Origin of the sequence: Acinetobacter sp. (assembly GCF_036659555.1) — a bacterium.
GTDB lineage: Bacteria > Pseudomonadota > Gammaproteobacteria > Pseudomonadales > Moraxellaceae > Acinetobacter.
Genome location: NZ_JAVXCI010000012.1, coordinates 21,986 through 46,284 on the forward strand (window position 1 = coordinate 21,986; position 24,299 = coordinate 46,284).

General features: G+C 53.9%; 21 protein-coding genes. 11 read left to right on the plus strand and 10 right to left on the minus strand.

The genetic code is table 11. From position 1 onward, the window contains the following. Positions 1–211 precede the first annotated feature (211 nt). The 4 genes from pta to RSA72_RS03070 all read right to left on the minus strand — a co-directional run bounded on the left by pta (position 212) and on the right by RSA72_RS03070 (position 5,734). Complete coding sequence (gene pta / locus RSA72_RS03055; RefSeq protein ID WP_332621465.1) at positions 212–2,353, minus strand: phosphate acetyltransferase; 2,142 nt, start codon at positions 2,351–2,353, stop codon at positions 212–214. A 55-nt stretch (positions 2,354–2,408) separates the two neighbouring features. After that, positions 2,409–3,632 (minus strand): acetate/propionate family kinase, encoded by a 1,224-nt coding sequence (locus RSA72_RS03060; RefSeq protein WP_332621466.1) that lies wholly within the window; start codon positions 3,630–3,632, stop codon positions 2,409–2,411. A gap of 296 nt (positions 3,633–3,928) precedes the next feature. After that, on the minus strand, positions 3,929–4,333 hold the full coding sequence (locus tag RSA72_RS03065; RefSeq protein WP_332621468.1) for a hypothetical protein: 405 nt from the start codon (positions 4,331–4,333) through the stop codon (positions 3,929–3,931). Positions 4,334–4,468: 135 nt separating this feature from the next. Beyond that, complete coding sequence (locus RSA72_RS03070) at positions 4,469–5,734, minus strand: glutamate-5-semialdehyde dehydrogenase (RefSeq protein ID WP_332632743.1); 1,266 nt, start codon at positions 5,732–5,734, stop codon at positions 4,469–4,471. 303 nt (positions 5,735–6,037) lie between these two features. Between RSA72_RS03070 and RSA72_RS03075 the strand changes: the two genes are divergently transcribed. Continuing rightward, entirely contained in the window at positions 6,038–7,369 is a 1,332-nt protein-coding gene (locus RSA72_RS03075; RefSeq protein WP_332621471.1) for an alpha/beta fold hydrolase, read from the plus strand. Between the two features lie 40 nt (positions 7,370–7,409). On the opposite strand, the gene RSA72_RS03080 is transcribed toward RSA72_RS03075, so the two are convergent. Both RSA72_RS03080 and nagZ read right to left on the minus strand, forming a co-directional pair. Further along, positions 7,410–8,282 carry a class I SAM-dependent methyltransferase gene (locus RSA72_RS03080; protein ID WP_332621472.1) on the minus strand — a complete coding sequence of 291 codons (873 nt, stop codon included), beginning with the start codon at positions 8,280–8,282 and terminating at the stop codon, positions 7,410–7,412. A 122-nt stretch (positions 8,283–8,404) separates the two neighbouring features. Further along, positions 8,405–9,433: a beta-N-acetylhexosaminidase gene (nagZ, locus tag RSA72_RS03085; RefSeq protein ID WP_332621474.1), complete on the minus strand. Its 1,029-nt coding sequence runs from the start codon at positions 9,431–9,433 to the stop codon at positions 8,405–8,407. Positions 9,434–9,632: 199 nt separating this feature from the next. Here nagZ and RSA72_RS03090 point away from each other — a divergent pair, with 199 nt between their 5' ends. From RSA72_RS03090 to RSA72_RS03125, 8 genes are all read left to right on the plus strand, one after another. Beyond that, on the plus strand, positions 9,633–11,831 hold the full coding sequence (locus RSA72_RS03090; protein ID WP_332621475.1) for a carboxy terminal-processing peptidase: 2,199 nt from the start codon (positions 9,633–9,635) through the stop codon (positions 11,829–11,831). A 332-nt stretch (positions 11,832–12,163) separates the two neighbouring features. After that, positions 12,164–14,245 carry a putative bifunctional diguanylate cyclase/phosphodiesterase gene (locus tag RSA72_RS03095; RefSeq protein WP_332621477.1) on the plus strand — a complete coding sequence of 694 codons (2,082 nt, stop codon included), beginning with the start codon at positions 12,164–12,166 and terminating at the stop codon, positions 14,243–14,245. Positions 14,246–14,448: 203 nt separating this feature from the next. Further along, positions 14,449–14,613, plus strand: a complete 165-nt coding sequence (locus tag RSA72_RS03100) for a hypothetical protein (RefSeq protein WP_332621478.1) — start codon at positions 14,449–14,451, stop codon at positions 14,611–14,613. A gap of 268 nt (positions 14,614–14,881) precedes the next feature. Beyond that, positions 14,882–16,474, plus strand: coding sequence for a peptide chain release factor 3 (locus RSA72_RS03105; RefSeq protein WP_332621480.1), 1,593 nt, complete (start codon positions 14,882–14,884; stop codon positions 16,472–16,474). A gap of 96 nt (positions 16,475–16,570) precedes the next feature. After that, positions 16,571–17,395, plus strand: a complete 825-nt coding sequence (locus RSA72_RS03110) for a hypothetical protein (RefSeq protein WP_332621482.1) — start codon at positions 16,571–16,573, stop codon at positions 17,393–17,395. Positions 17,396–17,461: 66 nt separating this feature from the next. Continuing rightward, on the plus strand, positions 17,462–18,409 hold the full coding sequence (locus RSA72_RS03115; protein WP_332621483.1) for an RsiV family protein: 948 nt from the start codon (positions 17,462–17,464) through the stop codon (positions 18,407–18,409). Then, positions 18,409–19,233 (plus strand): TatD family hydrolase, encoded by an 825-nt coding sequence (locus RSA72_RS03120; RefSeq protein WP_332621485.1) that lies wholly within the window; start codon positions 18,409–18,411, stop codon positions 19,231–19,233. The genes RSA72_RS03115 and RSA72_RS03120 overlap by 1 nt, the downstream gene beginning before the upstream one ends. Positions 19,234–19,334: 101 nt before the next feature. Then, complete coding sequence (locus RSA72_RS03125) at positions 19,335–20,141, plus strand: enoyl-ACP reductase FabI (RefSeq protein ID WP_332621487.1); 807 nt, start codon at positions 19,335–19,337, stop codon at positions 20,139–20,141. A 184-nt stretch (positions 20,142–20,325) separates the two neighbouring features. Here RSA72_RS03125 and secB read toward each other — a convergent pair whose 3' ends face one another. The 4 genes from secB to rsgA all read right to left on the minus strand — a co-directional run bounded on the left by secB (position 20,326) and on the right by rsgA (position 22,662). After that, complete coding sequence (secB, locus tag RSA72_RS03130) at positions 20,326–20,784, minus strand: protein-export chaperone SecB (RefSeq protein ID WP_332621488.1); 459 nt, start codon at positions 20,782–20,784, stop codon at positions 20,326–20,328. Positions 20,785–20,826: 42 nt separating this feature from the next. Further along, complete coding sequence (grxC, locus tag RSA72_RS03135; RefSeq protein ID WP_332621489.1) at positions 20,827–21,081, minus strand: glutaredoxin 3; 255 nt, start codon at positions 21,079–21,081, stop codon at positions 20,827–20,829. Positions 21,082–21,101: 20 nt separating this feature from the next. After that, positions 21,102–21,509, minus strand: a complete 408-nt coding sequence (locus tag RSA72_RS03140) for a rhodanese-like domain-containing protein (protein ID WP_332632745.1) — start codon at positions 21,507–21,509, stop codon at positions 21,102–21,104. Positions 21,510–21,603: 94 nt separating this feature from the next. After that, positions 21,604–22,662 carry a ribosome small subunit-dependent GTPase A gene (gene rsgA / locus RSA72_RS03145; protein WP_332621491.1) on the minus strand — a complete coding sequence of 353 codons (1,059 nt, stop codon included), beginning with the start codon at positions 22,660–22,662 and terminating at the stop codon, positions 21,604–21,606. 124 nt (positions 22,663–22,786) lie between these two features. Between rsgA and orn the strand changes: the two genes are divergently transcribed. Together orn and RSA72_RS03155 are read left to right on the plus strand one after the other, a co-directional pair. After that, positions 22,787–23,344: an oligoribonuclease gene (orn, locus tag RSA72_RS03150; protein WP_068907836.1), complete on the plus strand. Its 558-nt coding sequence runs from the start codon at positions 22,787–22,789 to the stop codon at positions 23,342–23,344. A gap of 129 nt (positions 23,345–23,473) precedes the next feature. Next, positions 23,474–24,244: a tRNA threonylcarbamoyladenosine dehydratase gene (locus RSA72_RS03155; RefSeq protein ID WP_332621493.1), complete on the plus strand. Its 771-nt coding sequence runs from the start codon at positions 23,474–23,476 to the stop codon at positions 24,242–24,244. Positions 24,245–24,299: the final 55 nt, after the last annotated feature.

A 24,299-nucleotide genomic window follows, 5' to 3' on the forward strand; every position in this document is an offset into this window, starting at 1 on the left:
CCATAAACTTAATAGTTTTTGTTGCTGATTTGTTAAAAAACACAATCAAAATCATCGGCTTGCTCAGGCGCAGCCGGCCGCTTCATCTGAAAATCTCCATCCGCGCCGGCAGCGGCGGAAAATAGCCGGGCCTGCCGCCGGAAATCTGCGCAAAAAAAACCACCCAGTCTTCCGGCTGGATGGCGAGTATAACGCTTAAAGCTTTAACGCATTAGGATGCAGCCTGCTGCTCAGACTGAATGGCGGTCAAGGCGATGGTGAAGACAATGTCATCGACCAGCGCGCCGCGCGACAGGTCATTCACCGGCTTGTTCAGGCCCTGCAGCATCGGGCCGACGCTGACCACGTCGGCGGCGCGCTGCACCGCTTTATAGGTGGTGTTGCCGGTGTTCAGGTCAGGGAAAATAAACACATTGGCGCGGCCGGCGACTGGCGAATTCGGCGCCTTAGAGCGGCCGACGCTTTCTACAGAAGCGGCGTCATACTGCAATGGGCCGTCAATCAGCAGGTCAGGGCGGCGCGCCTGGGCAATGCGGGTCGCTTCGGCGACTTTTTCGACTTCTGCGCCGGCGCCTGAAGTGCCGGTTGAATAGGAAATCATGGCGATGCGCGGGTCAATGCCGAAGGCTTTGGCGGAATCCGCAGACTGGATGGCGATTTCCGCCAGCTGTTCTGCATCCGGGTCCGGGTTGATCGCGCAGTCGCCGTAGACATACACTTCATCCGGCAGCAGCATGAAGAATACTGAAGAGACCAGCGAATATTCAGGCGCGGTCTTAATCAGCTGGAAGGCCGGGCGCACAGTGTTGGCTGTGGTATGCACCGCACCGGACACCAGCCCGTCGACTTGATCTAAGGCCAGCATCATGGTGCCCAGCACCACAGTATCCTGCAGCTGTTCACGCGCCTGCAGCTCGTTGATTTTGCCCTTGCGCAGCTCCACCATTTTTTCGACATAATTGTCGCGGATCAAGTCCGGATCAATCACTTCCAGGCCATATGGCAGCTCAATGCCGCGCGCTTTCGCGACTTCAACTACAGCTTCGGGCTTGGCCAGCAGAACGCACTGCGCAATGCCGCGGGACTGGCAGATGGCGGCGGCCTGCACGGTGCGCGGCTCATCGCCTTCAGGCAGCACAATGCGCTTTTTGGCCGCAATGGATTTCTGCACCAGCTCATGGCGGAATGCCGACGGCGACAGGCGCGGCTTGTACGAGCCGTTAATCAGCAGGGTCAGCCAGTCAGGGTCAATGTGGCTGGAAACAAAACGCGTGACCTGTTCCGCGCGCTCAGTATCATCCACAGGAATTTCGTTGCTTAAATTGGCCAGTTCCTGCGCGGTTTCAAAAGTGCTCAGCGGCGTGTGCGCAATCGGCAGGCCCTGCTTGATGGCGGTCTGGCAGAAATTCAAGACTTGTTCATTCGGCTGATGGTGCTCAGTCAGCACTAGGCCGGCCAGCGGAATGCCGTTGCTGTTGGCCAGGCTGCTGGCCAGCAGCACATCAATGCGGTCAGAAGCGCTGATGATCAATTCACCGGCGACAAATTTATGCAGCTCATGTTCAATATTTGAGGCAATCAGACTGCTGTGCAGCACGCGGCGCTGCTTGGCTTCACCTTCATTAATCCAGTGCGCGGAAATATGCGCAGCCAGGTCAGACATGCGCGGCACGCTCAGCGTGTTGCTGAATGGCACCAGGCCAATGACCGGGAAAGCTTCAGTGCCGATATTGGCATTGCGCTTTTTCAGTTCCGCAGTAAAGCTGTTGATGTCGCTGATCAGGCGCAGGTTCGGATCAAGCGTGACCGGCACTTGCGCGGAATCTTCCGGCAGGCCTTTGGTGCGCATGAACAGCACGCCCGCGGTGCGCGCATTGCCGGCGCCGCCGAAATTGCGCAGCTGCGCTTCAATTTTTTCCGCAGCCGCTGCAGGGCTGCGGATATCGGCGGTGCTGACCATCAGCACTTTGGCGTCCAGCGCTTTGGCCAGATCGGCATTCAGCTGCGAGGCAAAGGCATCGCGGCTGGTTGGAACCAGGCCTTCAACAATAATTAAATCGTGCTTCTTGGCAATTTCACGGTGCAGGCGCACAGCATCTTCCAGCAGCTCGTCATTTTCATCATGGCTCAGGCGGCGCGTGACGGCTGCATGGCTGATCGGCTCAACGGTTTCATTGCTGAACAAATGGCGGTACAGGGCGGTCGTGCGGTCTGCAGCGGCATTCGGCTCTTGCGAAAACGGCTTCACAAAGCCGGCTTTAATGCCCCGGCAGTCAAGCGCGTAAATTAAGCCTAAGCATGCAGATGTCAAACCTACACTTTCCCCAGTAGGCACGAGTAAAATTGTTTTCATAATGCGTCTAAATTTAAAAGTAAAATATTGAACTCAATGGCGTGCTGGAAGCTGCTTAAGCAACAGCTTCCTGCTCCGCATCAGACTTTTTTGCAGCGGCAGCAGCCTCTTGCTCCACAACGTACTGTGTTTCTTTAGCAATGCGGCCTTCTTCATCGGTCGGTACGACCCAGATCTGCGGGCCTGTGCCGGCATCAATGCGGCCTTCGGTGCCGCGTTTCAGGCTGTCATTTTTCTCTTTGCTTAAGCTGAAGCCGAAATGCGGCAGGTAGGCCATGGTTTTTTCACGGATATAAGCCGAATTTTCGCCAATGCCGCCGGTAAAGAACAGGCCGTCCAGGCGCGGCAGGCCGCAGCTTAAGCCAGCCAGTGATTTCGCCAGGCGGTAGCAGAACACTTCAATCGCCAGCGCAGCGTCTTCATTGCCCTGTTCAGAGGCTTCAATCAAGGTACGCATGTCATTTGACAGATTATCCGACAGGCCCAGCAGGCCGCTGTCTTTGTTCAGCATGCGGTCAATTTTATAGACATCCCAGCCCAGGTTGGATGCCAGGAAGCTGTGCAGGCTCGGGTCAACATCGCCGCTGCGCGTGCCCATGACAATGCCTTCCAGCGGCGTTAAGCCCATGGAGGTGTCCATGCTTTGGCCGTTCCAGATGGCGCAGGTTGAGCTGCCGTTGCCCAAGTGCGCAGTCAGCCAGCCGCCTTGCTTCAGGCTGCCTGCCAGTTCTGAACCGCGTTCAGAAACATAGGCATGGCTGGTGCCGTGGAAGCCGTAGCGGCGCACGTTGTGTTCAGTGTAAAGGAATTTCGGCACGGCATAGCGGTAAGCGCGCGCAGGCATGGTCTGATGGAATGCGGTATCAAAGACTGCAACTTGCGGCAATTCAGGGAACAGGCGCATGGTGGCGTCAATGCCGACCAGGTGCGCAGGGTTGTGCAGCGGCGCCAGCGGGGTGGCAGCGCGGATGCGGTCAATAATTTCAGGCGTCAGCCGTTCCGCTTTGGTCAGCGTGCCGCCGTGTACCACGCGGTGGCCGATGGCTTGCGGGTTGTAGTGGGACAGGCGCTCAAGAATGGTTTCCAGGGCCTTTTCATGGCCGGCATTTGGAATAGCCAGTTCCAGTGCTTCACCGCCTGCGGTGATGCCTTTAATTCGGGCCTCAGCTGAACCTAAGTTCTCCGCCAAGCCAAAGATACGGTCTTCACGACGTTCAGAAACCAACGCATATTTAATTGAAGAAGACCCGCAGTTAATTACTAATACTGATGTAGACACGTTTTCTTACCCGAATTCTAATTAAATTATTTATCCATGATGTGATCTGAACGCTGTGCTTGTTGGCGCAATTTAGATCAGTAGCTATGTTTTAACACGTGCGGTTTTTCTGTCCTAGATAGACTTTAGCAGATTAGACTTAAGCACTATCGACCCATTTGACAACAATAATTAAAATTTATCAGTTTCGAGTTTCCATTTATTAATAAAATAGTACTCTAGAATTCAATGCTTTGAAGCCCTGCATTCAACATAGCATGCTTCATTGCGCTGCGCACTGGAAAACCATAAAAAAATTATGGTTTTTGGTATTTGATTTCTGACCAGCGCACAATCACATAGGCAATCAGCGCCACCATGAAAAACACCAGCATCATCCAGGCCAGGCCCTGCAGGGTTTCAATCACCGTCCGGTAAATCTCCAGAACCCAGCGTTCCGGCGTCAGCTCAATCACAATTTTTTTGTCATTGTCGGCATAGGTCAGCGGGGTAATGTATTTTTCCATGTCATAAATGCGGATGCCCGATGAGGTGCCCACCACCATGCCGGCAAACTTGGTGTATTTGGCCCAGGCGTCATGAATCGGGTCATGAATGATGCGCGCCAGAATGGCCTGAATGGAACCGGAAAATACGCGCATCACAAGAAAGGATACGCCCAAGGCAAGCGCGAACGTGCTGATCATCAGATAATAAAACATAAAAGCTCCTGAGCTGTTGTTATTGTTGAGCGCAAGTGTAGGTGAAGCTTTCATTGAATCAGGTTTTGAAGGGAATTTCTGCAGCGAATCCGTTCAGCTCCGCGCGGGACTGAACAGCTTCTATCTTTTGGGTGATTACTGGCGGATTTGACCGTCGCCGAACACCACCCATTTCTGCGAGGTTAAGCCTTCCAGCCCGACTGGGCCGCGGGCGTGGATTTTATCGGTTGAAATGCCGATTTCAGCGCCCAGGCCGTATTCAAAGCCGTCGGCAAAACGGGTGGAGGCGTTGATCATCACCGAGCTGGAGTCCACAGCGGCAAGGAATTTGCGCGCCAGCGTGTAGTTTTCGGTAATGATGGCGTCGGTGTGATGCGAGCCGTATTGATTGATATGCGCAATCGCTTCATCAATGCCGCTGACGACTTTAACCGCCAGAATGGGGCCAAGGTATTCGGTATACCAGTCTTCCTCAGTGGCAGGCACTGCGCTGCTGCCGAGAATGCGCCGGGTTTCAGCGCAGCCGCGCAGTTCCACCTGCTTTTCCGCATACAGTTCGGCAATGTCCGGCAGGAATTTCTCCGCCACTTTTTCATCGACCAGCAGGGTTTCCATGGCATTGCACACGCCGTAGCGGTGAGTCTTGGCATTCAGCGCAATCGGCAGGGCTTTTTGCAGGTCGGCCTGCGCTTCGACATACACATGGCAGTTGCCGTCCAGATGCTTAATTACCGGCACGCGCGCGTCATTGCTGATGCGCTCGATCAGGCCCTTGCCGCCGCGCGGAACAATCACATCCACATATTCAGACATGGTGATCAGCTGGCCGACGGCAGCCCGGTCAGTGGTGCTGATGACCTGCACAGAAGTTTCAGGCAGGCCTGCCGCTTTCAGGCCGTGCTGAACCGCGGCTGCAATCGCCCGGTTCGACTCAATCGCTTCCGAACCGCCGCGCAGGATAATCGCATTGCCGGATTTCAGCGCCAAAGAGGCCGCTTCCAGCGTCACGTTCGGGCGCGATTCGTAAATCATGCCGACCACGCCCAGCGGCACGCGCATTTTGCCAAGCTGAATGCCGGAGGGGCGGTAGGCCATATCGGTAATTTCGCCAATCGGGTCAGTCAGGCCGATGACATCCTGCAGGCCCTGCAGCATGCCTTGAAAGCGTGCGGGGCTGAGTTCTAAGCGATCCAGCAGGGCGCTGTCCAAATTATTGCTGTGCGCCTTCGCCATATCCAGCTGGTTGGCCGCTAAAATGGCAGCCTCGCTGTTTTGCAGCGCCGTGTGGATTGCGGAAAGCGCATTGTTTTTGGTCTGGGTAGAAGCGCTGGCTAACACGCGGGATGCTTGGCGCGCCTGCTGTCCCACCGTTTGCATGTATTGTTCAATAGACTGTTGCATAGCGGTTTGATCACTTAGAAATTTCAATTTGATATTAACAGCCTATAACTGCACAATGAAGCATCAGGATTGAATTTTAGGCAGAAATTGAAAATCCTGTTAACAATTTGCAATCGTTTTCTGCGCTAAAAGCGGATGAGTGGCGGCATTAGCAGTTGCTTGTAAAAACTTCTCCTGTATAGAATGATGCGACACTGACATTGACGTCATGCCAATAACAACGAAAGAGCAGGATGCTTGCTGCAGGCAGCTCTCATTACTTTTCTGCACAATAAAAATAAGGCAGAAATGGAGGAAAGGAACATGAATTCCATTATCCAGATGGATACAGGCGTGCAGGATGCCAGCGCGCATTGCAATTTTTTTGACTTATATGATAAAAACAGCTTTAAGCAGCCTGCGCGCACCGCGTGGATTGACGGCTGGAAAATTGAATACATGGCGATTGCCCGGCCGGACACGCTGCATATGACGCCGATGCTGATTATCGGCGGGGCATTTCAGAATTTCAATTCCTACAAATACTGCGTCGAGCAGCTGTTCGCTGCCGGCCCGATCATCCTGATTGACTTGCCGTCTATGGGCGCCAATCAGCAGATCTGCAATGTCGAGACCGGCGCGTCCGCAGGCGCGCTGGAGCTGGAAGATTTGGCCGGCATGCTGGGCGCATGGCTGGACATGGCCGGCCTGCGCAAAGTTGCAGTTTTGGGCATGTCTTTGGGTTCGGTGGTAGCGTCCTGCCTGGCGCATCAGCGCCCAGAGCTGGTGGCGCGCATGATTTTGATGGGCGTGATGCAGAAAACCCGCAAAAGCTGGCGCATGCTGCTGGAAGAGTCGCTGCATCTAATGCAGGAACAGCGCATGGATGAATTCGGCCAGGCGGTGATCCTGTATCTGGTCAATCACGCCAAAATGGATCTGACCCGCATGTCGCCGACGGCCAAGCGCCTGTTTTTCCGGCAGATGGCGGAATTTACTGCGGCCGAGCAGGAGCGCTATGAGATTAACTGCCGCCGCCTGCTGCGCCTGAGCAACGTGCCGATTCCGGCATGCGATGTGCTGGTGGCGTGCGGGCAGTATGACAGCTTTACCCTGCCGCATGAAAACGCCAATTTCGCCCTGCAGTGCCCGAATATGCAGTTCGCGATGATCGCCAATGCCGACCATGTGCCGCAGCTGCAGCGCCGCAAGGAAACCATGAATCTGTTTGCCACTTATTTGCGCGGCGAATCCATTCAGGCGCTGGACGGCATTATTGCCATGAGCCGTGAGCAGATGGCGCAAATTGAGCGCCGCGGCGAAGAACGCATTGGCGTGCTGCAGCCGTTCAGCCAGTTAAGCCACCGCCATTCAGATTTAAGCATCAAAGTTGAAATTGAGGATATGAACTATTTCGGCGTGCTGCTGCAGGTGCAGGAAGCGGGGCGGGCGCAGCTGGCAGCGCAGCATCCGCGGGATTTGGCGCTGCATTTGGCCGATGAAGAAGGCAGCTTTAAAATAGAGTGCCTGATCTTTGAAAATTCCGCGCATCAGTTGCGCGCGCTGTTCAAGCATGGCAGTTTTGAACTGGCGGAGCGCCTGCTGCGGTTTGTGCAGCGCCAAAAGGAACAGATGCTTCTGCTGGAAGCGGTGTAGTTTTTCCAGCGCCAATCCGCTTTAAAGCAAAAAAACAGCGCTAAGAACGCTGTTTTTTTACGGACGCATGAATCACCCAGACTAAATCGCCGCTGTGCTCATCCGGGTTTTGAAAGGCAATCAGGTTGCTGCCGTCATTATTCTGAAAAAATGCCGTGGGCTGAATTACTTCAACGCTGCTGAAGCCGGCATTGCCGAAAAAGGTCTGCACCTCCAGCGGGTTGATAAAATGAAAGGTGAAAGAGCTGCGTGACATGACTTTCAGTAGCTTGCTGCTGGTCCAGATGAAGTTTGCCAGCTTATTCTTCACCGGTTCAGGGTAAATATCGGTCAGGTAATGCAGCGCCTTAAAGTCCTGAGCGTATTCGGTAATGCCCTGCAGCAGCTTGTTCAGCAGGGTTTTATCAAAGTAATTAATCAGGCCTTCGCTGATCACCGCCAGCGGCCGGGCGGGATCAAAGCCCTGAAAAATCCGCTCAAAGTCCTGAGTGAAAATATCCGCAGTCAGCACCTGCGGCGCCTGCTGATCCAGCTTTTGCAGGGCTTGGGTTTTAATCTCCGCCATTTCCGGCAAATCCAGCTCGCGGTAATCCAGCTGCGGAAATTTCTGCCGGAAGTTCCAGCTGCGCGGCGACAGCCCGCAGGCGATTTCCAGAATCTGCAGATCCGGCTGCTGCTGAATCAGCTGGGTCAGCTGGTTGTCAATAATGCGGTGGCGCTGCCTGAGCGTGGTGCGCATGCTGCCGCCGACATGCTTTTCTGCCCAGCTTTCCAGCGGGTGCAGCATTTTGGCCAGCATTTTCCCCTTGCTGGTGGCGAATACCGGGTGGGAAATGCCCATGCTGTACCAAATATAGCCAGTATAGTGCGCGGTAAATGAAATATGGCGGTGTTCGGACAGGTCTTGAGTCATGGCAGCTGAACCTTGGATCTTATTTTAGTTTTGATATTGGTGCAGTAAAACCGCTGTTTTGATCATCATAATAAAAAAGGAACACCTTGTCGTGTTCCTTTTAAGCGGATCAGTGCATTTATTTATTCAGGCGCTGATTGATGCTTAAAGTCCAGAATTCGGTCACGGGTTTGCGCCCATGCCGGGCCTAAGTCTAAATTCTGGCCGACTTGAATGTTGGGGATATTGCCGCGCATGCGTTCCAGACGCAGCTGATTCGGCAGCGGCAAATCGGCAATGCCTTCCAGCGCAGCGCAGGCTGATTCGCGGCTGTTGCAGACCAGGCCCATATCGCAGCCGGCGCGCAATGCCGCCTGAATGCGGGCATCGGCGCCGCCGGCCACGCAGGCTGCCTGCATGCTTAGGTCATCGGAAAATAAAACGCCGTCAAATTTCAGCTCCTGGCGCAGGATTTTTTGAATCCAGTAGGGAGAAAAGCCGGCCGGGTTCGGGTCAACCTGATCATAAATTACATGCGCAGGCATCAGCGCATCCAGCTGCGGCATCAGCTGAATAAAGCTCTGCATATCTTTTTGGTAAATTTCATCATAAGGGCGCGAATCGACGGCGGCAGCCACATGCGAATCGGCTTTGACTGAGCCGTGGCCCGGGAAGTGCTTGCCGGTCGACGCCATGCCGGCGCGCTTCATGCCTTTCAAAAAGGCGCTGGCCAGCGGGATAATGTCCTGCATGCTTTTGGCAAAGCCGCGGTCGCCAATCACATCGCTGACATCATTCAGGTCTAAAACCGGCGCAAAGCTGAAGTCGATGCCGACCGCCAGAACTTCGGCCGCCATCAGCCAGCCGCACTGTTCAGCCAGTTCGGCCGCTTTTTCCGGTTCGGTTAAGTACAGCTCGCCAAAGCGCCCCATGGCCGGCAGCGGGCTGAAGCCATTTTTCAGGCGCTGCACGCGCCCGCCTTCCTGATCCACGGCAATTAAAATGCCGGGGCGGACTTGGCGCATATGGTCGGTCAAGGCACGCACCTGCTCGGGAGATTCGATATTCCGGCCAAATAAAATCATCCCGCCGACTTGCGGAGCCTGCAATAGTTCAATATCTTCTTGAGTCAGCTCTGTGCCAGCAATGTCGAGCATTAATGCGCCAATCATATTCGGGGTCCGTATTGGAATTTTTAAGGAAAAACAATACCTGAATTCTGCAATGTTTTGCTACACTTTGTCAGCACAGATTATGATAAAACTACACGACATAAACAGATTAACTCATTTAAGATTCTGAAAATATTCACATCAAACTGAAAAGTGACAAGGTTATTTGGTTCACAGACCAAGGAAGCGCGACATATTTATGAAACTTCAAACGATAGCTTGCGCCGTTGCTCTGGCAACCGGCGGTTTATTTTTTACCCATGTTGTAAATGAAGCGGCGGCTGCTGAAAATACCGCCGCTGCTTCAGCGGCAATTCAGCCGACACAGGCGCAAGCGTTGGTTTCCCGCCAGCTGGCAACTCTGGTGGACCGTCAGCACTACTTGAATCAGCGTTTGGACGCCAATACTTCAAACCGCATTCTGGAGTTTTATTTAGACAGCCTGGACCCGGAGCATGCGCTGTTTCTGGCCGCTGAAGCGGCGGATTATAAAAAGCGTTTCGGCTCCAGCTTCGGCGCCAGCCTGAAGGCCGGCAATCTGTCCGGCCCCTATGAAATTCACGCCCAGTACCGCGAGCGCTTAAAGCAGTTCTACAGCCACATGCTGGCGGAGCTGAAAAAGCCGCAGAATTTAAACCAGCCGGACGCCTTTATTGAAACCGACCGCGAAAAAGCGCCGTTCTTTAAATCCGAAGCGGAACAGCGCGCGCACTGGAACAAGATGCTGGTGTCGCAGCTGATCAATTTAACCATCAGCAAAGAAGAAGAACTGGCCAAGCAGAAGGCGCTGAAAGACAATCCTGAGCTGGCGAATGGGCAGGACTTGACTGGCCCTGAAGACTTGACGCCGGTTCAGACCTTGACCAAGCGCTATACCCGCCAGCTGGAACGCATCAGCCGCCTGAAAAGCGATGACGTGCTGGACAAAACCCTGAATGCGATGATGCTGACTTACGATCCGCACAGCAATTATTTCCCGCCTGTGGACGCGATGGAGCTGAACCGCCAAACCACGCTGCAGCTGGAAGGGATCGGCGTATCCATCCGCCCTGAGCGCGGCAACGAAGACTACACCAAAATTGAAACCATTGTTGAAGGCGGGCCGGCCAGCAAATCCGGCCAGGTCAAATCCGGCGACCGCATTATTGGCGTAGCGCAGGACGGCGATAAAATGGTTGATGTGATTGGCTGGCCAAGCAATGAAATTGTCGGCCTGATCCGCGGCAAGCGAGGCACCAAAGTGACCTTGCGCCTTTTGGGCGCGGGCGCTGCCATGAGCCAGGCGCGCAATGTCGCGATTGTGCGTGACGTGATTCAGGAAGAGGATGCCGGCGTGCGTTCCCGCACCGTGGAAATTGAGCGCGGCGGCAAAAAGCATAAATTCGGCGTGATTGAAATTCCATCATTCTATTTGAATTACCGCGCGCGCCGCGCCGGAACCGATTACCGCTCGGTGTCTGAAGACACCAACAAGGCGCTGAAAGCGCTGTCTGCGCAGAAGGTCGAAGGCATTATTGTCGACCTGCGCAACAATCCGGGCGGTTCGCTGGAAGAAGTGGCGCGCATGCTGGGGCAGGTGATCAAGTCCGGCCCTGTGGTGCAGATCCGCGACGGCAACGGCAATGTCAGCGTCTTTGAGGATGATGACGGTGGCGCGCAAACTTATGGCGGGCCAATGGCGGTATTGATTAACTTGGCGTCAGCCTCGGCCAGCGAAATTTATTCCGCGGCCATTCAGGATTATGAGCGCGGCATTGTGATCGGCAGCACCACCACAGGCAAGGGCACGGCGCAGGTGCAGCTGGACTCTCTGGCTTATGGCCAGGCGACGCTGACGCAGCGCAAATTCTACCGCGTGACCGGCGGCAGCACGCAGAATAAAGGCGTGGTGCCGGACATTAAGCTGGTGGACATTTACAATGAAGAATTCGGCGAGCGCAAGGCGAAAAACGCCCTGAAGTGGGACACCATTCCGACTGCGCCGTTTAAGCGTGAAGGCTCCATCCAGAACTATGTGCCGGATTTGGCGAAGTCCTCGCAGCAGCGCGTCAGCATTGACCCGCAGTTCAAGTATCTGGAGCAGCGCACCGCCCTGCTGAAGCAGGCCGATGAGCAGAAGCAGGCCGTGCTGGATTTGCAGAAGCGCAAGGCTGAATTGCTGGATATGGAGCAGAAAACCCTGGATGCTGAAAATGCCCGCCGCAAAGCGACCGGCTTGAAGCCGTATGCCAACTGGGAGAGCTATCAGGCTTCACTGGATGCCTTGGTGGAGTCGCGCGCGAAGCTGAAGGCCAATCAGCGTCCGGCGCTGCCCGAAGACGAAGCTTTTGTGGCCGAAGCTGCCGGCGTGCTGCTGGATTACGCCACGCTGCAAGGCAAAGTGAAGGGCGCGCCTTAAGCATTTCCGGCGCAGGCCAGATCAAAAACCAGTGGGCTGCGGCTGACTGGTTTTTTTATGCCTGCAGGCTCATGCACGGCAGCGGAAATGGCGCAGGGCCGGCTGCTGTTTTCTAATTTAGTGATTGATCTTCATCTTTTTTTTATAAAAACGCCGGGCCGCCGCAAAACCCGGAAGAAATGCTTGACCAAAGCGGAAGAGTATTAGATTCTAAGTTCATTATTTGTTTTGCCGAAAAAATCCTCCAGCGCATTTTTTAAGGCAGTAAACCCGAAAAAAACCGGCCAGTTCAATGTGAATAAAATAATAGCAGCTTATGCGGAGTCTTTTTTATGACTCAGATGCCATATGATTACACGCTTGTATTCGGCTCGGTCATTGCCGCACTGCTGGCATGTTATTTTGCTGTTTCGCTGGAACAGATTTTATTCCGCGGCGCGCGGCCGAAATATGAAAAACTGATCTTAATCTGCAGCGGCGCGCTTTTAAGCGCGGCCATCTGGAGCATGCATTTTTTTGACCTGCTGGTCAGCCATATGCCGGGCGTGCAGTCCTTTGACTACAGCCTGACTTTTGCCTCCTACCTGATCGCTTTCGCCGCTTCGACTGTTGCCGTCTGGCTTACCACGCGCTTTACCCTGCCTTTGCCCAGGCTGATTCTTGGCGCCGTGCTGATGGGGGCCGGCATTGCCGGCATGCACTATGCCGGCATGCTGGGGATGAGCGTTGAAGGCTATGCGCTGCGCCATGATCCGCTGATTGCGGTGTGTTCGGTGCTGATCGCCATCGGCGGTTCGGGGCTGGCCTTTCTGCTGGCTTTCCGCAACCGGCATGCGCGCAAATACAGGACTGCGGTTAAGTTCGCGGTGGCGCTGATCCTGACGCTGACCATCGCCGCCATGCATTATACCGGCATGGCCGGCATCCGCTTTGTGCCGGTGAACGCCGTGCATCTGCAGCTGAAGCTTGAATCCGGCCATGACCTGCAGCTGCTGACCGTGCTGTTTGTCACCGGGCTGGTGCTGGCGGTGGCGTTTTGCGTAGCCTTGCTGGAGCGGCGCCTGGAAGAGCGCAGCCGGCAGCTGTCCAAGGCCAACAGGGAGCTGGCGAATCAGGCCGTGCAGGACAATTTAACCAAGCTGCCGAACCGGCTGTTTCTGGCGGAATATGCACATTTTCTGTTTACCGGTCACAGCAGCAGCCAAGAGCCGATTGCATTTCTTTATATTGACTTAGACCGCTTTAAGGCGGTGAATGACGTCTTTGGCCACCATATCGGCGATCAGCTGCTGATACAGCTGGCCAACCGCCTGCACCGGATGCTGGATGGCCAGTCCAAGCTGCTGCGGATTGGCGGCGATGAGTTCCTGATGGTGCTGGAAAGCGCCAGCGCGGAACAGGCGGCGCTGGCCGCTGAAAAAATTCTGGCATTGATTCAGGACAGCTTTCTGATTGCCGGCAAGGAAATCAATGTTTCGGCGAGTATCGGCATCGCCATGTATCCCGAGCATGGCAGCAGCCTGCAGGATTTGCTGATCAATGCGGACGCGGCCATGCTGACTTCAAAATATCAGGGGCGCAGCACCTATTCGGTCTTCTGCTATACCGCAGATCAGCAAGAGGCGAAGAGCCAAACCCGGCTGATCAATGACCTATATAAAGCGGTTGAAGATCAGCAGTTTGTGCTGTTTTACCAGCCCAAGTTCAAATCCTGCGGCCTGACCATCTGCGGCGTGGAAGCGCTGATCCGCTGGAAGCATCCGCTTCTGGGCCTGCTGATGCCGAATATGTTTATCCGCGGCGCGGAAAAAACCGGCCTGATTATCCGCATGGGCTACTGGGCGCTGGAAGAAGCCTGCCGGCAAATCAAGCTGTGGGAAAAGAACTATCCGCAATTCCTGCCGGTTTCGGTCAATCTGTCGGCGATACAGTTCGAGCATAAGCACCTGTTTTCCACCCTGGAGGAGCTGCTGAAAAAGCATCAGGTTGACCCCAGCTATTTGATGATTGAAATTACTGAATCCACCGCCATGCATCATGTTGAAAACAGCATTCGCACCTTGCAGCGCCTGCGCCAGATGGGCATTAAGCTGGCGATTGATGATTTCGGCACCGGGCATTCCAGCTTTCTGTATTTAAAGAACCTGCCGGTCGATGAGCTGAAGATTGATAAGGAATTCATTCATGATTTAACGCCGCAGTCCAAAGAGGAAATGATTCTGGAAAGCATTATTCAGCTGGCGATTAAGCTGGGGCTGATGGTGACTGCGGAAGGCATTGAAACGCCGCTGCAGGCCGAAATCCTGACCCGCCTCGGCTGCCAGCAGATGCAGGGTTACCTGCTGGGGCTGCCTGTGGATTCCCGCCGCCTGGAAAAGGCTGAAACCGGCAGCGCAGCCCGCGCATTTCACTGAGCGGCTGGCCCGCTTGCGGCTTAGAAAGGCCGTATCCCGTATTCCGCGCCTTGCCGCAGCAAAAAATATCCGCCGCAGGCGCAGCTGAATTGTTAATGGCCTCACAGAATTAAGAAAGTTTCTCTTTTTATTAATCTATTTTTCTGTGAGATGAGCATGGCTGGCGCGGGCAGGCTCATGCCAGCGCAGGAATATCCATCTTCATGCTGTTTTTCATTCGGCTGGGCTTGATTTTTATTTGCCGGCGCAGCATTCCGCACAATCAGGCGATTAATAAGCATCAAAAAAAGATCTTTGAAATCGTCAGATTTGCGCTGTACTTCAGCTTATTCGCTGTTCCGCTGGCCGGCCTTATCCAGCCTGACTGAAACTTTCACTGTCTTATCGTTCAATCTGCAGCCGGCGCCGCATAAAGGCTGCACAGGCGGCAATACCCAGCCCCGGCATGGGTTCAAGGCGCGGCTGAATCCAGCCCATTTACGCCGCGCAGCATTCCGCGCCCGCGCTTCCAGCGGCAGGCCGGCGAAGTCTGTTACTTTTAGTTAAAGCATTTAGAATTCTGCTACAATACCGCCAATTTTTTATCTTGATCAGATCTGATCTTTTGCACTGCGGGTCTGCAGTAGGTATCTTTCCATGAGCTTTAAACAAGAATTGGCGGCGCAGGTCGCGCAGCGCCGCACCTTCGCGATTATTTCGCACCCCGATGCCGGTAAAACCACCATGACCGAAAAACTGCTGCTGTGGGGGCAGGCCATTCAGGTTGCGGGCATGGTAAAAAGCCGCAAGTCAGACCGCGCTGCGACATCTGACTGGATGGAAATGGAAAAAGAGCGCGGCATCTCGATCACCACCTCGGTCATGCAGTTCCCGTTCAAAGACAAAATGATCAATCTGCTGGATACCCCGGGGCATGAAGATTTCTCGGAAGACACCTACCGCACGCTGACGGCGGTGGATTCAGCGCTGATGGTGATTGACGGCGCAAAAGGTGTCGAAGACCGCACCGTGAAGCTGATGGAAGTCTGCCGCATGCGCGACACGCCGATCATTTCATTTGTCAATAAAATGGACCGTGAAATCCGCGAGCCTTTAGAGCTGCTGGATGAAATTGAAAACGTGCTGAAAATCAAATGCGTGCCTTTGACTTGGCCTTTGGGCACAGGCCGCGATTTCGCGGGCGTATTCAATTTGATTGAAGAAAAATTCTATGTGTATAAAGCCGGCTTTGGCTCGACCATCACCGAAATGGAAGTGCGTGACGGCTATGACTATCCGGATCTGCGCGAAAAAGTCGGCGAACTGGCCTGGGCCGCTTTTGAAGAGTCGCTTGAGCTGGTGCAGCTGGCCAATGAGCCTTTAGACCGTGCGGAGTTTTTAGCCGGGCGCCAGACGCCGGTGCTGTTCGGCACAGCCTTGGGCAACTTCGGGGTTGACCATGTGCTGGACGCATTTTCAAATTATGCGCCGGAGCCGAAAGCGCATCCGACTGCCGTACGCAAAGTTGAAGCGACTGAAGAAGGCTTTACCGGCTTTGTATTTAAGATTCAGGCCAATATGGATCCGAAGCACCGCGACCGCATCGCGTTCATGCGCATCTGCTCAGGCAAGTATGAAAAAGGCCTGAAAATGAAGCATGTTCGCCTGAATAAGGACGTGCGCATCAGCGACGCCTTAACTTTTCTGGCCGGCGACCGCCAGCATCTGGAAGAAGCATGGCCGGGCGATATTATCGGCCTGCATAACCACGGCACCATTCAGATTGGCGATACCTTCACTTCCGGTGAAAGCCTGCAGTTTACCGGCATTCCGCACTTTGCGCCGGAAATGTTCCGCCGCGTGCGCCTGAAAGATCCGCTGAAATCCAAGCAGCTGCAGAAAGGCCTGAAAGAGCTGTCTGAAGAAGGCGCGACGCAGGTTTTCATGCCGCAAAACAGCAATGACCTGATTGTCGGCGCGGTCGGCGTGCTGCAGTTTGAAGTGGTGGCCTACCGCCTGAAAGAAGAATACAAAGTTGACTGCATTTATGAGCCGGTCAGCATCAACACTGTGCGCTGGGTTGCCTGCAGTGACGAGAAGAAATTCAACGAGTTCAAGAAAAAAGCCCATGACCAGCTGTCCGTGGACGGCGGCGGCCACCTGACTTATCTGGCGCCGAGCCGCGTCAACCTGCAGCTGATGCAGGAGCGCTATCCGGATATTCAATTCCGCAATACCCGCGAGCACTAAGCCGGCGGAGACGCAGAAAAATACAGCAGCTTCAGATGAAGCTGTTTTATTTTGTGGTAAATTTACGGCAATTTAAGCCTGTGCATTCAAAACATTATGACCTTGATTAAGGGCGCAGCTGCGCTTTCACTGGCCGGCATGGCGCTGCTAATGAGCGCCTGTGATAATTCCAGCAAACCGCAGCCGCCGGAAGCCGAACAGAAATCTTCAATATTTGAGTCTGAAAAAGCCGATGTGCTGCCTTATCTGAATATTCAGGAGCAGCCGGCCAAAGTTGCGGTGCCGTTCTGCGAAAATAAAAACTGCATCGATCTGGGCATTCAAACGGTGCATACCGCCGATGCATGGCTGAATGCCTGGATTGAGCGCAATCAGGCGCTGGCGGTGCAGGATCAAATCGGGCAGAAGCAGCAGATGAGCCTGCAGCAGGCCATTGACGCCTATGTGAAAAAATCCGATGCCTGGCAGGATGAATTTAAAGCCAACCGGCCGTATTCCCTGACCATGTATACCCGCATTCCCTATCAGCGCAATCAGTACGTGCTGCTGCAGGTTGGGGTGAATACTGTGCAGGAAGACCGCAAAGTCAAAGACCGCCATTACTTTTTTGTGGCCGACCGGCGCGCGCAGAAAAATGTCATGCTGCTGGAGATTGTTGACGCCGGACAGCAGCTGAACATGAATGCCATTGTGCAGCAGGCCTATGCCAAATGGCTGAAAGCGCAGGATGAAGCGGTGCGCGCAGCTGCGCCGGAAAAACTTTACTGGGGGCAGGCGGACTGGTTTTTTGATCAGGAAGGCATCGGCCTGCATTACCGCACGCATGAAATCGCCAAAGGCGGCAAGCAGCTGGACATTTATTTAACCAAGGCGCAAACACAGCAGGTCTTGAAAGCTGCCGTATATCAGCATATGTTCTAGCAACAGGGCATTGAATATGGCTTATTCCCGCATGCGCTAAGCCCGATCTGAGAGACAGGTAAATTAATGTTAAAGCATAAAAATATTTGGATAATGAGTACGCTGGCTGCGGCCATCGCATTGAGCGCCTGCCAGCCGCAGCAGGCTGAACCGCAGCCCGAAGCTAAGCCGGCGAAAACTGAGGCGCCGGATCAGCGCATGAAGCTGACGGGCGATACGGAAAAGCTCAGCCTGAATATGCCGGACTGCGACGGCAACAGCTGCCCGGAAATTTCCATTGAGCGCCTCAGCAGCAATCAAAGCTTTATTGACGGCTATATTGATCAGGAAATTTTAAAGCAGCTGAGCCTGATTTTATCCGCCGCGCCGGAACAGGAACAGGCGCAAACTGCGGCCAGCGAAGCCGCTGCCGCTTCTGAAGCCAAATCCAAACTGGCTGCGGTGGAAACGCCCAAGCTGAAGCTGGAAAAGCAGGCCGAGCCGTATATGCAGGCGTTCATCAAGCTGGATAAAGAGCTGAAAGCCCTCAGCTCGGCGCAGCGGATCAGCCTGATGATCAAGCCGAAAATACTGAATGCCGGCCAGCCGCTGGCAACTGTGGTTTTGAACAGCAGCACGTATTTGGGCGGCGCGCATGGTTCTTCCGCGCAGCAGTATTTCAATTTTGACCTGCAGCAGAAAAAGCTGATGCAGCTGGGTGATATTATTGCGCCGCAGCAGAAAGCTGCGCTGGAGAAAAAAGCGCATGAGGCTTTCAAGGTCTGGGTGATGGATGCCAAACTGGCGGACAGCGTAGAGGAATATGAACAGGTGTGGAAATTCAAGCTGACCGGCAACTATTATCTGGGCAAGGATGGCCTGATCCTGCAGTATGCTGAATATGACATTGGGCCTTATGTGGTGGGGCTGCCGCGCTTAACCATTGCGTATGATCAGCTGCAGGGCATATTAAAGCCGCAGTATTTCCCCGCCGGCGCCGAAGCGCCAGCGTCTGAAGCCAAAGCGGCATCCTGATGCTTAAAGCGCCTGCCTTGCTGGACACTCATACGCATTTTGACGTGCCGGATTTTGATCCGGACCGCGAAGCGCTGGCGCATGCCGCCCGGCAAGCCGGGGTCGAGGGGCTGGTGCTGATCGGCTTTGTGCAGGAGCGTTTTGCGGATTTAATCAGAACCCATCATTTTTTAAATGGCCTGGACAATGCGCCGAAGAGCTATCTGGCGCCCGGCCTGCATCCATTTTATATTGAACAGCATCAGGACAGCCATCTGCAGGATTTGGAACAGCTCCTGCAGTCTGAACCGTGCGCGGCCATTGGCGAAATTGGCCTGGACACCTTTTTAAAAGAGCATAAGCAGCCGGAAACATTTGCCAGGCAGCGGCGGTTTTTCGCAGCCCAGCTGGAGCTGGCCAGACAGCATCAGAAGCCGGCGCTGCTGCATATCCGCAAGGCGCACGCTGAGGCGCTGCAGATGCTGAAAGCGCAGCGCTTTGCGCAGGGCGGGATTGCGCATGCCTTCAGCGGCGGGGTGGAAGAGGCCAAGGCTTTTGTCAAACTGGGCTTTAAAATTGGCGTGACCGGGCAAATCACCAATCCCAACGCCAAAAAGCTGCATGCGGCGGTGCAGGCGCTGGGCGCGGCGCATCTGGTGCTGGAAACTGACTGTCCGGACATGGCGCCCTTATGCTGCCAGCATGGCGCTGAGCGTACGCGCAATACGCCGGCAAATTTGCCCTATGTGCTGCAGGGCCTGGCGCAAAGCCTGCAAATGGATGAAGTTCAGCTGGCGCATCAGCTGTGGCGGAATTCGCTGGATGCGCTGCATTTGACAGCTTAAATTCCGCATTTTTGATTTGCCCTAAAAAAGGCGCATTATGCAATTTCTAAAATGCTTCAGACTTGGCATTATGCTGTTAAATTTTATCGAGCGAGATTCTCATGGCACAAGGACTATTGGCAGGTAAGCGCTTTTTAATTGCGGGCATTGCAAGTAAATTATCCATTGCATTCGGTATTGCTCAGGCATTGCACCGCGAAGGCGCTGAGCTGGCATTTACTTATCCAAATGAAAAATTAAAAAAACGTGTCGATGATTTTGCTGCGCAGTTCGGCTCAACGCTGGTTTTTCCATGCGACGTCGCTGTAGATGCGGAAATTGACACGGCATTTGCCGAACTGGCAAAGCACTGGGACGGCTTGGACGGCGTGGTGCATTCCATCGGCTTTGCGCCGGCGCACACTTTAGACGGCGACTTCACCGAAATTACCGACCGCGAAGGCTTTAAAGTTGCGCATGACATCAGCGCCTACAGCTTTATCGCCATGGCCCGCGCAGCCAAGCCGCTGCTGGCTGTGCGCCAAGGCTGCCTGCTGACCCTGACTTATCAAGGCTCTGAGCGCGTTATGCCGAACTACAACGTGATGGGCATGGCGAAAGCCTCTTTGGAAGCCGGCGTGCGCTATTTAGCCTCCAGCCTGGGCGCCGAAGGCATCCGCGTCAATGCAATCTCTGCCGGCCCAATCCGCACATTGGCTGCTTCAGGCATTAAATCGTTCCGCAAGATGCTTGACCTGAATGAAAAAGTTGCGCCATTGAAACGCAACGTCACCATTGAAGATGTCGGCAACGCGGCTTTATTCCTTTGCTCGCCTTGGGCCAACGGCATTACCGGTGAAATCATGTATGTGGATGCAGGCTTCAACACCGTCGGCATGAGCGCAGACCTGATGCTGGATGAGGAATAATGTCCTCCTCCCTTTTTAAAGGGTGAGAAACATTGTTTCGCAAGGGAGGGATTCATTGGGTGATTCATATCTGCAGGTTGATTGATTCACTTTAAGAATCTCCCCAGCTCCTCTTTTGCAAAGAGGGGCTTAAAATAAAAAAGACCGCAGTTGCGGTCTTTTTTATGGCTTGAAAGCGCAGCGTTTAAGCTTGACCTTCAACAGCTGCAGTTTGAGCGCGCTCTAGGTTCGCTTCAAATTCAGCATCAAAATTGATTGGCGTGAGCAGCAGCTGCGGGAAGCTGCCTTTAGTCACCATGTCATTCACCGCTTCGCGCAGGAACGGGAACAGAATGTTCGGGCAGTATGCGCCAAGGATGTACGGCAGGCGCTCTTCCTCAACAGCGTCAATCAGGAAAATGCCGGACTGCGTGACATCAACAATAAAAGCCGTATCGCCGGCGTTGTTGGCCTGCACCACAACTTTCAAAGACACTTCAAAGTGGGTTGGATCAATTTTTTCAGCCGAAGATGAAAGATTGATGTTCAGCTCAGGCTGCCATTCTTTGGTAAATACTTGCGCCCCAGGCACTTCAAAAGAAATATCTTTAGTATAAATGCGCTCTAATGCCAATTGCGGTTGAGCTTGTTGTTCTTCACTCATTCTTTAATCCTTAATTATGAAGATGTAATGTTATTGCGGCGGTTAAGCCAGTAATTCATCGAGCTTGCCTTCACGCTCTAAGGCGTAAAGCTGATCAAAGCCGCCAATAAACTGCTCGCCGATAAAGATTTGCGGCACGGTGCGGTGATTGGTGCGCTGCATCAATTCAGCGCGCGCTTCAGGCGCTTCGTTGGATAAGTTGATTTCTTTATAGGCGACGCCTTTGCGCTCAAGGAGCTGTTTTGCGCGGACACAGTATGGGCATACAGTGGTTGAATAAATTGTAACTTCAGCCATGTTTTTTCTCCTTTAGCGTATTATTTGCTTTTGACCAATGGCAAGCCTTGCGCTTTCCAGTTGCTGATGCCGCCGTCCAGGCGGTAGGCATCGGCATGGCCGACCTGCTGCAGCGCTGAACCGGCCACTTGGCCTAAGTTGCAGATGAAGACCAGCGGGCGGTCAGACGTTTTCAACTCTTCAACATGCTTGGTGATTTGGCTATACGGAATATTGCGGCTGCCGCTGATGTGGCCTTCGCGGAAATCTTTTGCATCGCGCAGGTCAATCAGCATGGCATTTTTCGCTTTAACCAGAATCCCCAGAGACTGCGGTGAAATTTTGCGGCCATTGCGCTGGCCTTCTAGCAGGAAGAACAGCACCACTAATACAGCAAGTGTGCCAAATAAAAAGGGGTGATTCCCCATAAATCCGAACCAACGTTCCACAAGTCACCTAATCACAATTCAAAAACTGCCAAGAGTATAGCTGATAAATATGGTGATCAAAATCACTGCTTCAAGGGCAGCGCCTGAATAAAAACTAATTTTTTTGCTGCGCCTCGGCAATTTCATCAATCAGGCGCAAATAGCTTTCCAGGCGCCGGGGCAAAATTTCCCCTTTAGCGGCTGCTTCACGCAAGGCGCACTGCTTTTCATGCTTATGCGTGCAGTTCCTGAACTGGCAGCAGCCGAGCAGATTGAAAATTTCCGGAAAGCCGTGCTGCACGCTGTCAGCATTCAAATGCCACAGGCCAAATTCGCGGATGCCCGGCGAATCAATCAGGGCGGCATTGCCGCCAAAGGCAATGAGGCGGGTTGATGTGGTGGTGTGCTGGCCCAATGCCGAGTTTTCAGAAATCACATTGGTTTTCTGCGCGGCTTCAGGAACGATGGTATTGATCAGCGAGCTTTTGCCCACGCCGGACTGGCCGACAAAGGCCACAGTTTCGCCTTCCAGGCGCGCTGCCAGCGCGGAAACATCGCCGCTGGACTGGGTCTGCATGACTTCATAGCCAAGGTCTTTATATTCCTGAAAAATGCCCAAAATCGGATCATTTTCCTGAACCAAGTCCATTTTGTTCAGCACCAGCAAGGCGGGAATATCGGCATTGGCGCAGGCCACCAGATAGCGGTCAATCAGGCTGGGCGCAACTTCAGGAAAGGAGGCGAAGACAATCACAATCAGGCTGACATTGGCTGCCACCGGCTTGACTTTGTGGTAGCGGTCAGGGCGGGTCAGCAAGGACTGGCGCGGATGGATGGCGGTAATAATGCCCAGTCCGGTATTCGGGTCGGCCTGCCATTTGACCCGGTCGCCGGTCACTAAGGCTTCCAGATTGGTGCGGGTATGGCAGCGCCAGACGCTGCCCAGCTCAACCGGCTTCCAGAACGGCTCAGGTTCGCCTGCGCCAACCTCAGGCTTTTCAGGATGGGGATTCGGAACAGACAAGGCCTGAACTTCCAGCTGGCGGCCGTAATGCTGCACGACCAGCCCTTCAAGATCATTGGAGGTATCAACTTCTTCCTGACGGGATTTGTGCTGTTGCTGAATGCGGCGCTGCTGCTGTTCGGTCAGGCGGCGCTTACGGATTAGAGCCATTCATATCCTAAAAAACCATGAAAAGGAGAAGGCAAAAATAGCATGAAGCAGGGGCTATTTACAGCGCGCGGCCAATAAATTTGCTACTATTGCCGCTTTACAGCCTAATTAAGATTGCACATTTATGAGCAGCACGCCGGATACCCGCCTGATTTGGATTGACCTTGAAATGACAGGTCTGGATACCGATAACGATCAGATTATTGAAGTTGCCACCATTGTGACCGATGACAACTTGAATATTCTGGCGGAAGGCCCTGTTTTGGCTGTGCATCAATCAGACCGCGTACTGAACGCCATGGACGAATGGAACACCCGGCAGCACGGCCAGTCTGGCCTGATTGAGCGCGTGCGCCGCAGCAAGCTGACCGCGCAGGACGCCGAGCAGCAGACGCTGGACTTCCTGAAAAAATGGGTCAACCCGAAATCTTCGCCAATGTGCGGCAATTCGATCTGCCAAGACCGGCGCTTCCTGCACCGCTTAATGCCGGAAATGGAGCAGTATTTCCATTACCGCAATCTGGATGTGTCTTCGGTGAAAGAGCTGGCGAAGCGCTGGCGCCCGGAAATCATGAGCGGGCTGAAGAAAAATGCCTCGCATCTGGCTATGGATGACATCCGCGATTCAATCGCGGAGCTGAAATATTACCGCCAGTATTTCTTTATCATGAATAAAGACTGATTTTCAGCAGCATAGGAAAGAGGCGCAAAGCCTCTTTTTTATCGCCTATGCTTTAGCGGGCAGGGCATCCATTTCAGCGCCGAATTTGCTAAAATAGCGCGCTCTCCCTGCCGAAGATTAAGCTGAAGAATGACTGAACTGCTCCAAGATGATGAATATGAACGCCGTTTTGCCGGCGCAGCCAAAATTTACGGCGAGGGCAGCTTTCAGCATTATGAGCAAAGCCATGTCATGGTGATCGGCATCGGCGGCGTCGGCTCCTGGGCGGCGGAGGCCTTGGCCCGCACCGGCATTGGCGAATTGACCCTGATTGACATGGATGTGGTGGCGGCCTCCAACATTAACCGCCAGCTGCCGGCCATGACGGCAACGCTGGGCCGGGAAAAAATTGAGGTCATGGCGGAACGCTGCCGCGAGATCAACCCGAGAATTAAAATCAATCTGATTGATGATTATTTAACGCCGGAAAATGTGAATGAACTGCTGGCCGGCGCGCCCGACCTGATTTTAGACTGCATTGATGACGTCAAAGCCAAGCTGGCGCTGATGCTGCATTGCCGCTTTAACAAAATTCCGCTGATTGTGTCCGGCGGGGCAGGCGGCAAGCTTGATCCGCTGAAAATCCGCGTGGCGGATCTGTCCAGAACTGAACAGGACCCGATGCTGGCGAAACTGCGCGCGCAGCTGCGCAGCAAGGGCATCTGCAAAAAGCCCAAAGAAAAATTCGGCATTACCTGCGTGTATTCAACGGATAATCCTTTTTCCAGCGCGGAGGTTTGCGCCAGCGCCGGCCTGCGCTGCGGCGGCTACGGCTCTGCGGTGGTGGTGACGTCCAGCTTCGCCATGATTGCCGTGTCGGAGGCGCTGAAAAAACTGGATGCAAAGCGTATGAAAGCTTGAAGCAGCGCGCAGTTTCTAAAAAACAAAAGCGCCGGTTCCGGTGCTTTTTTTCAGC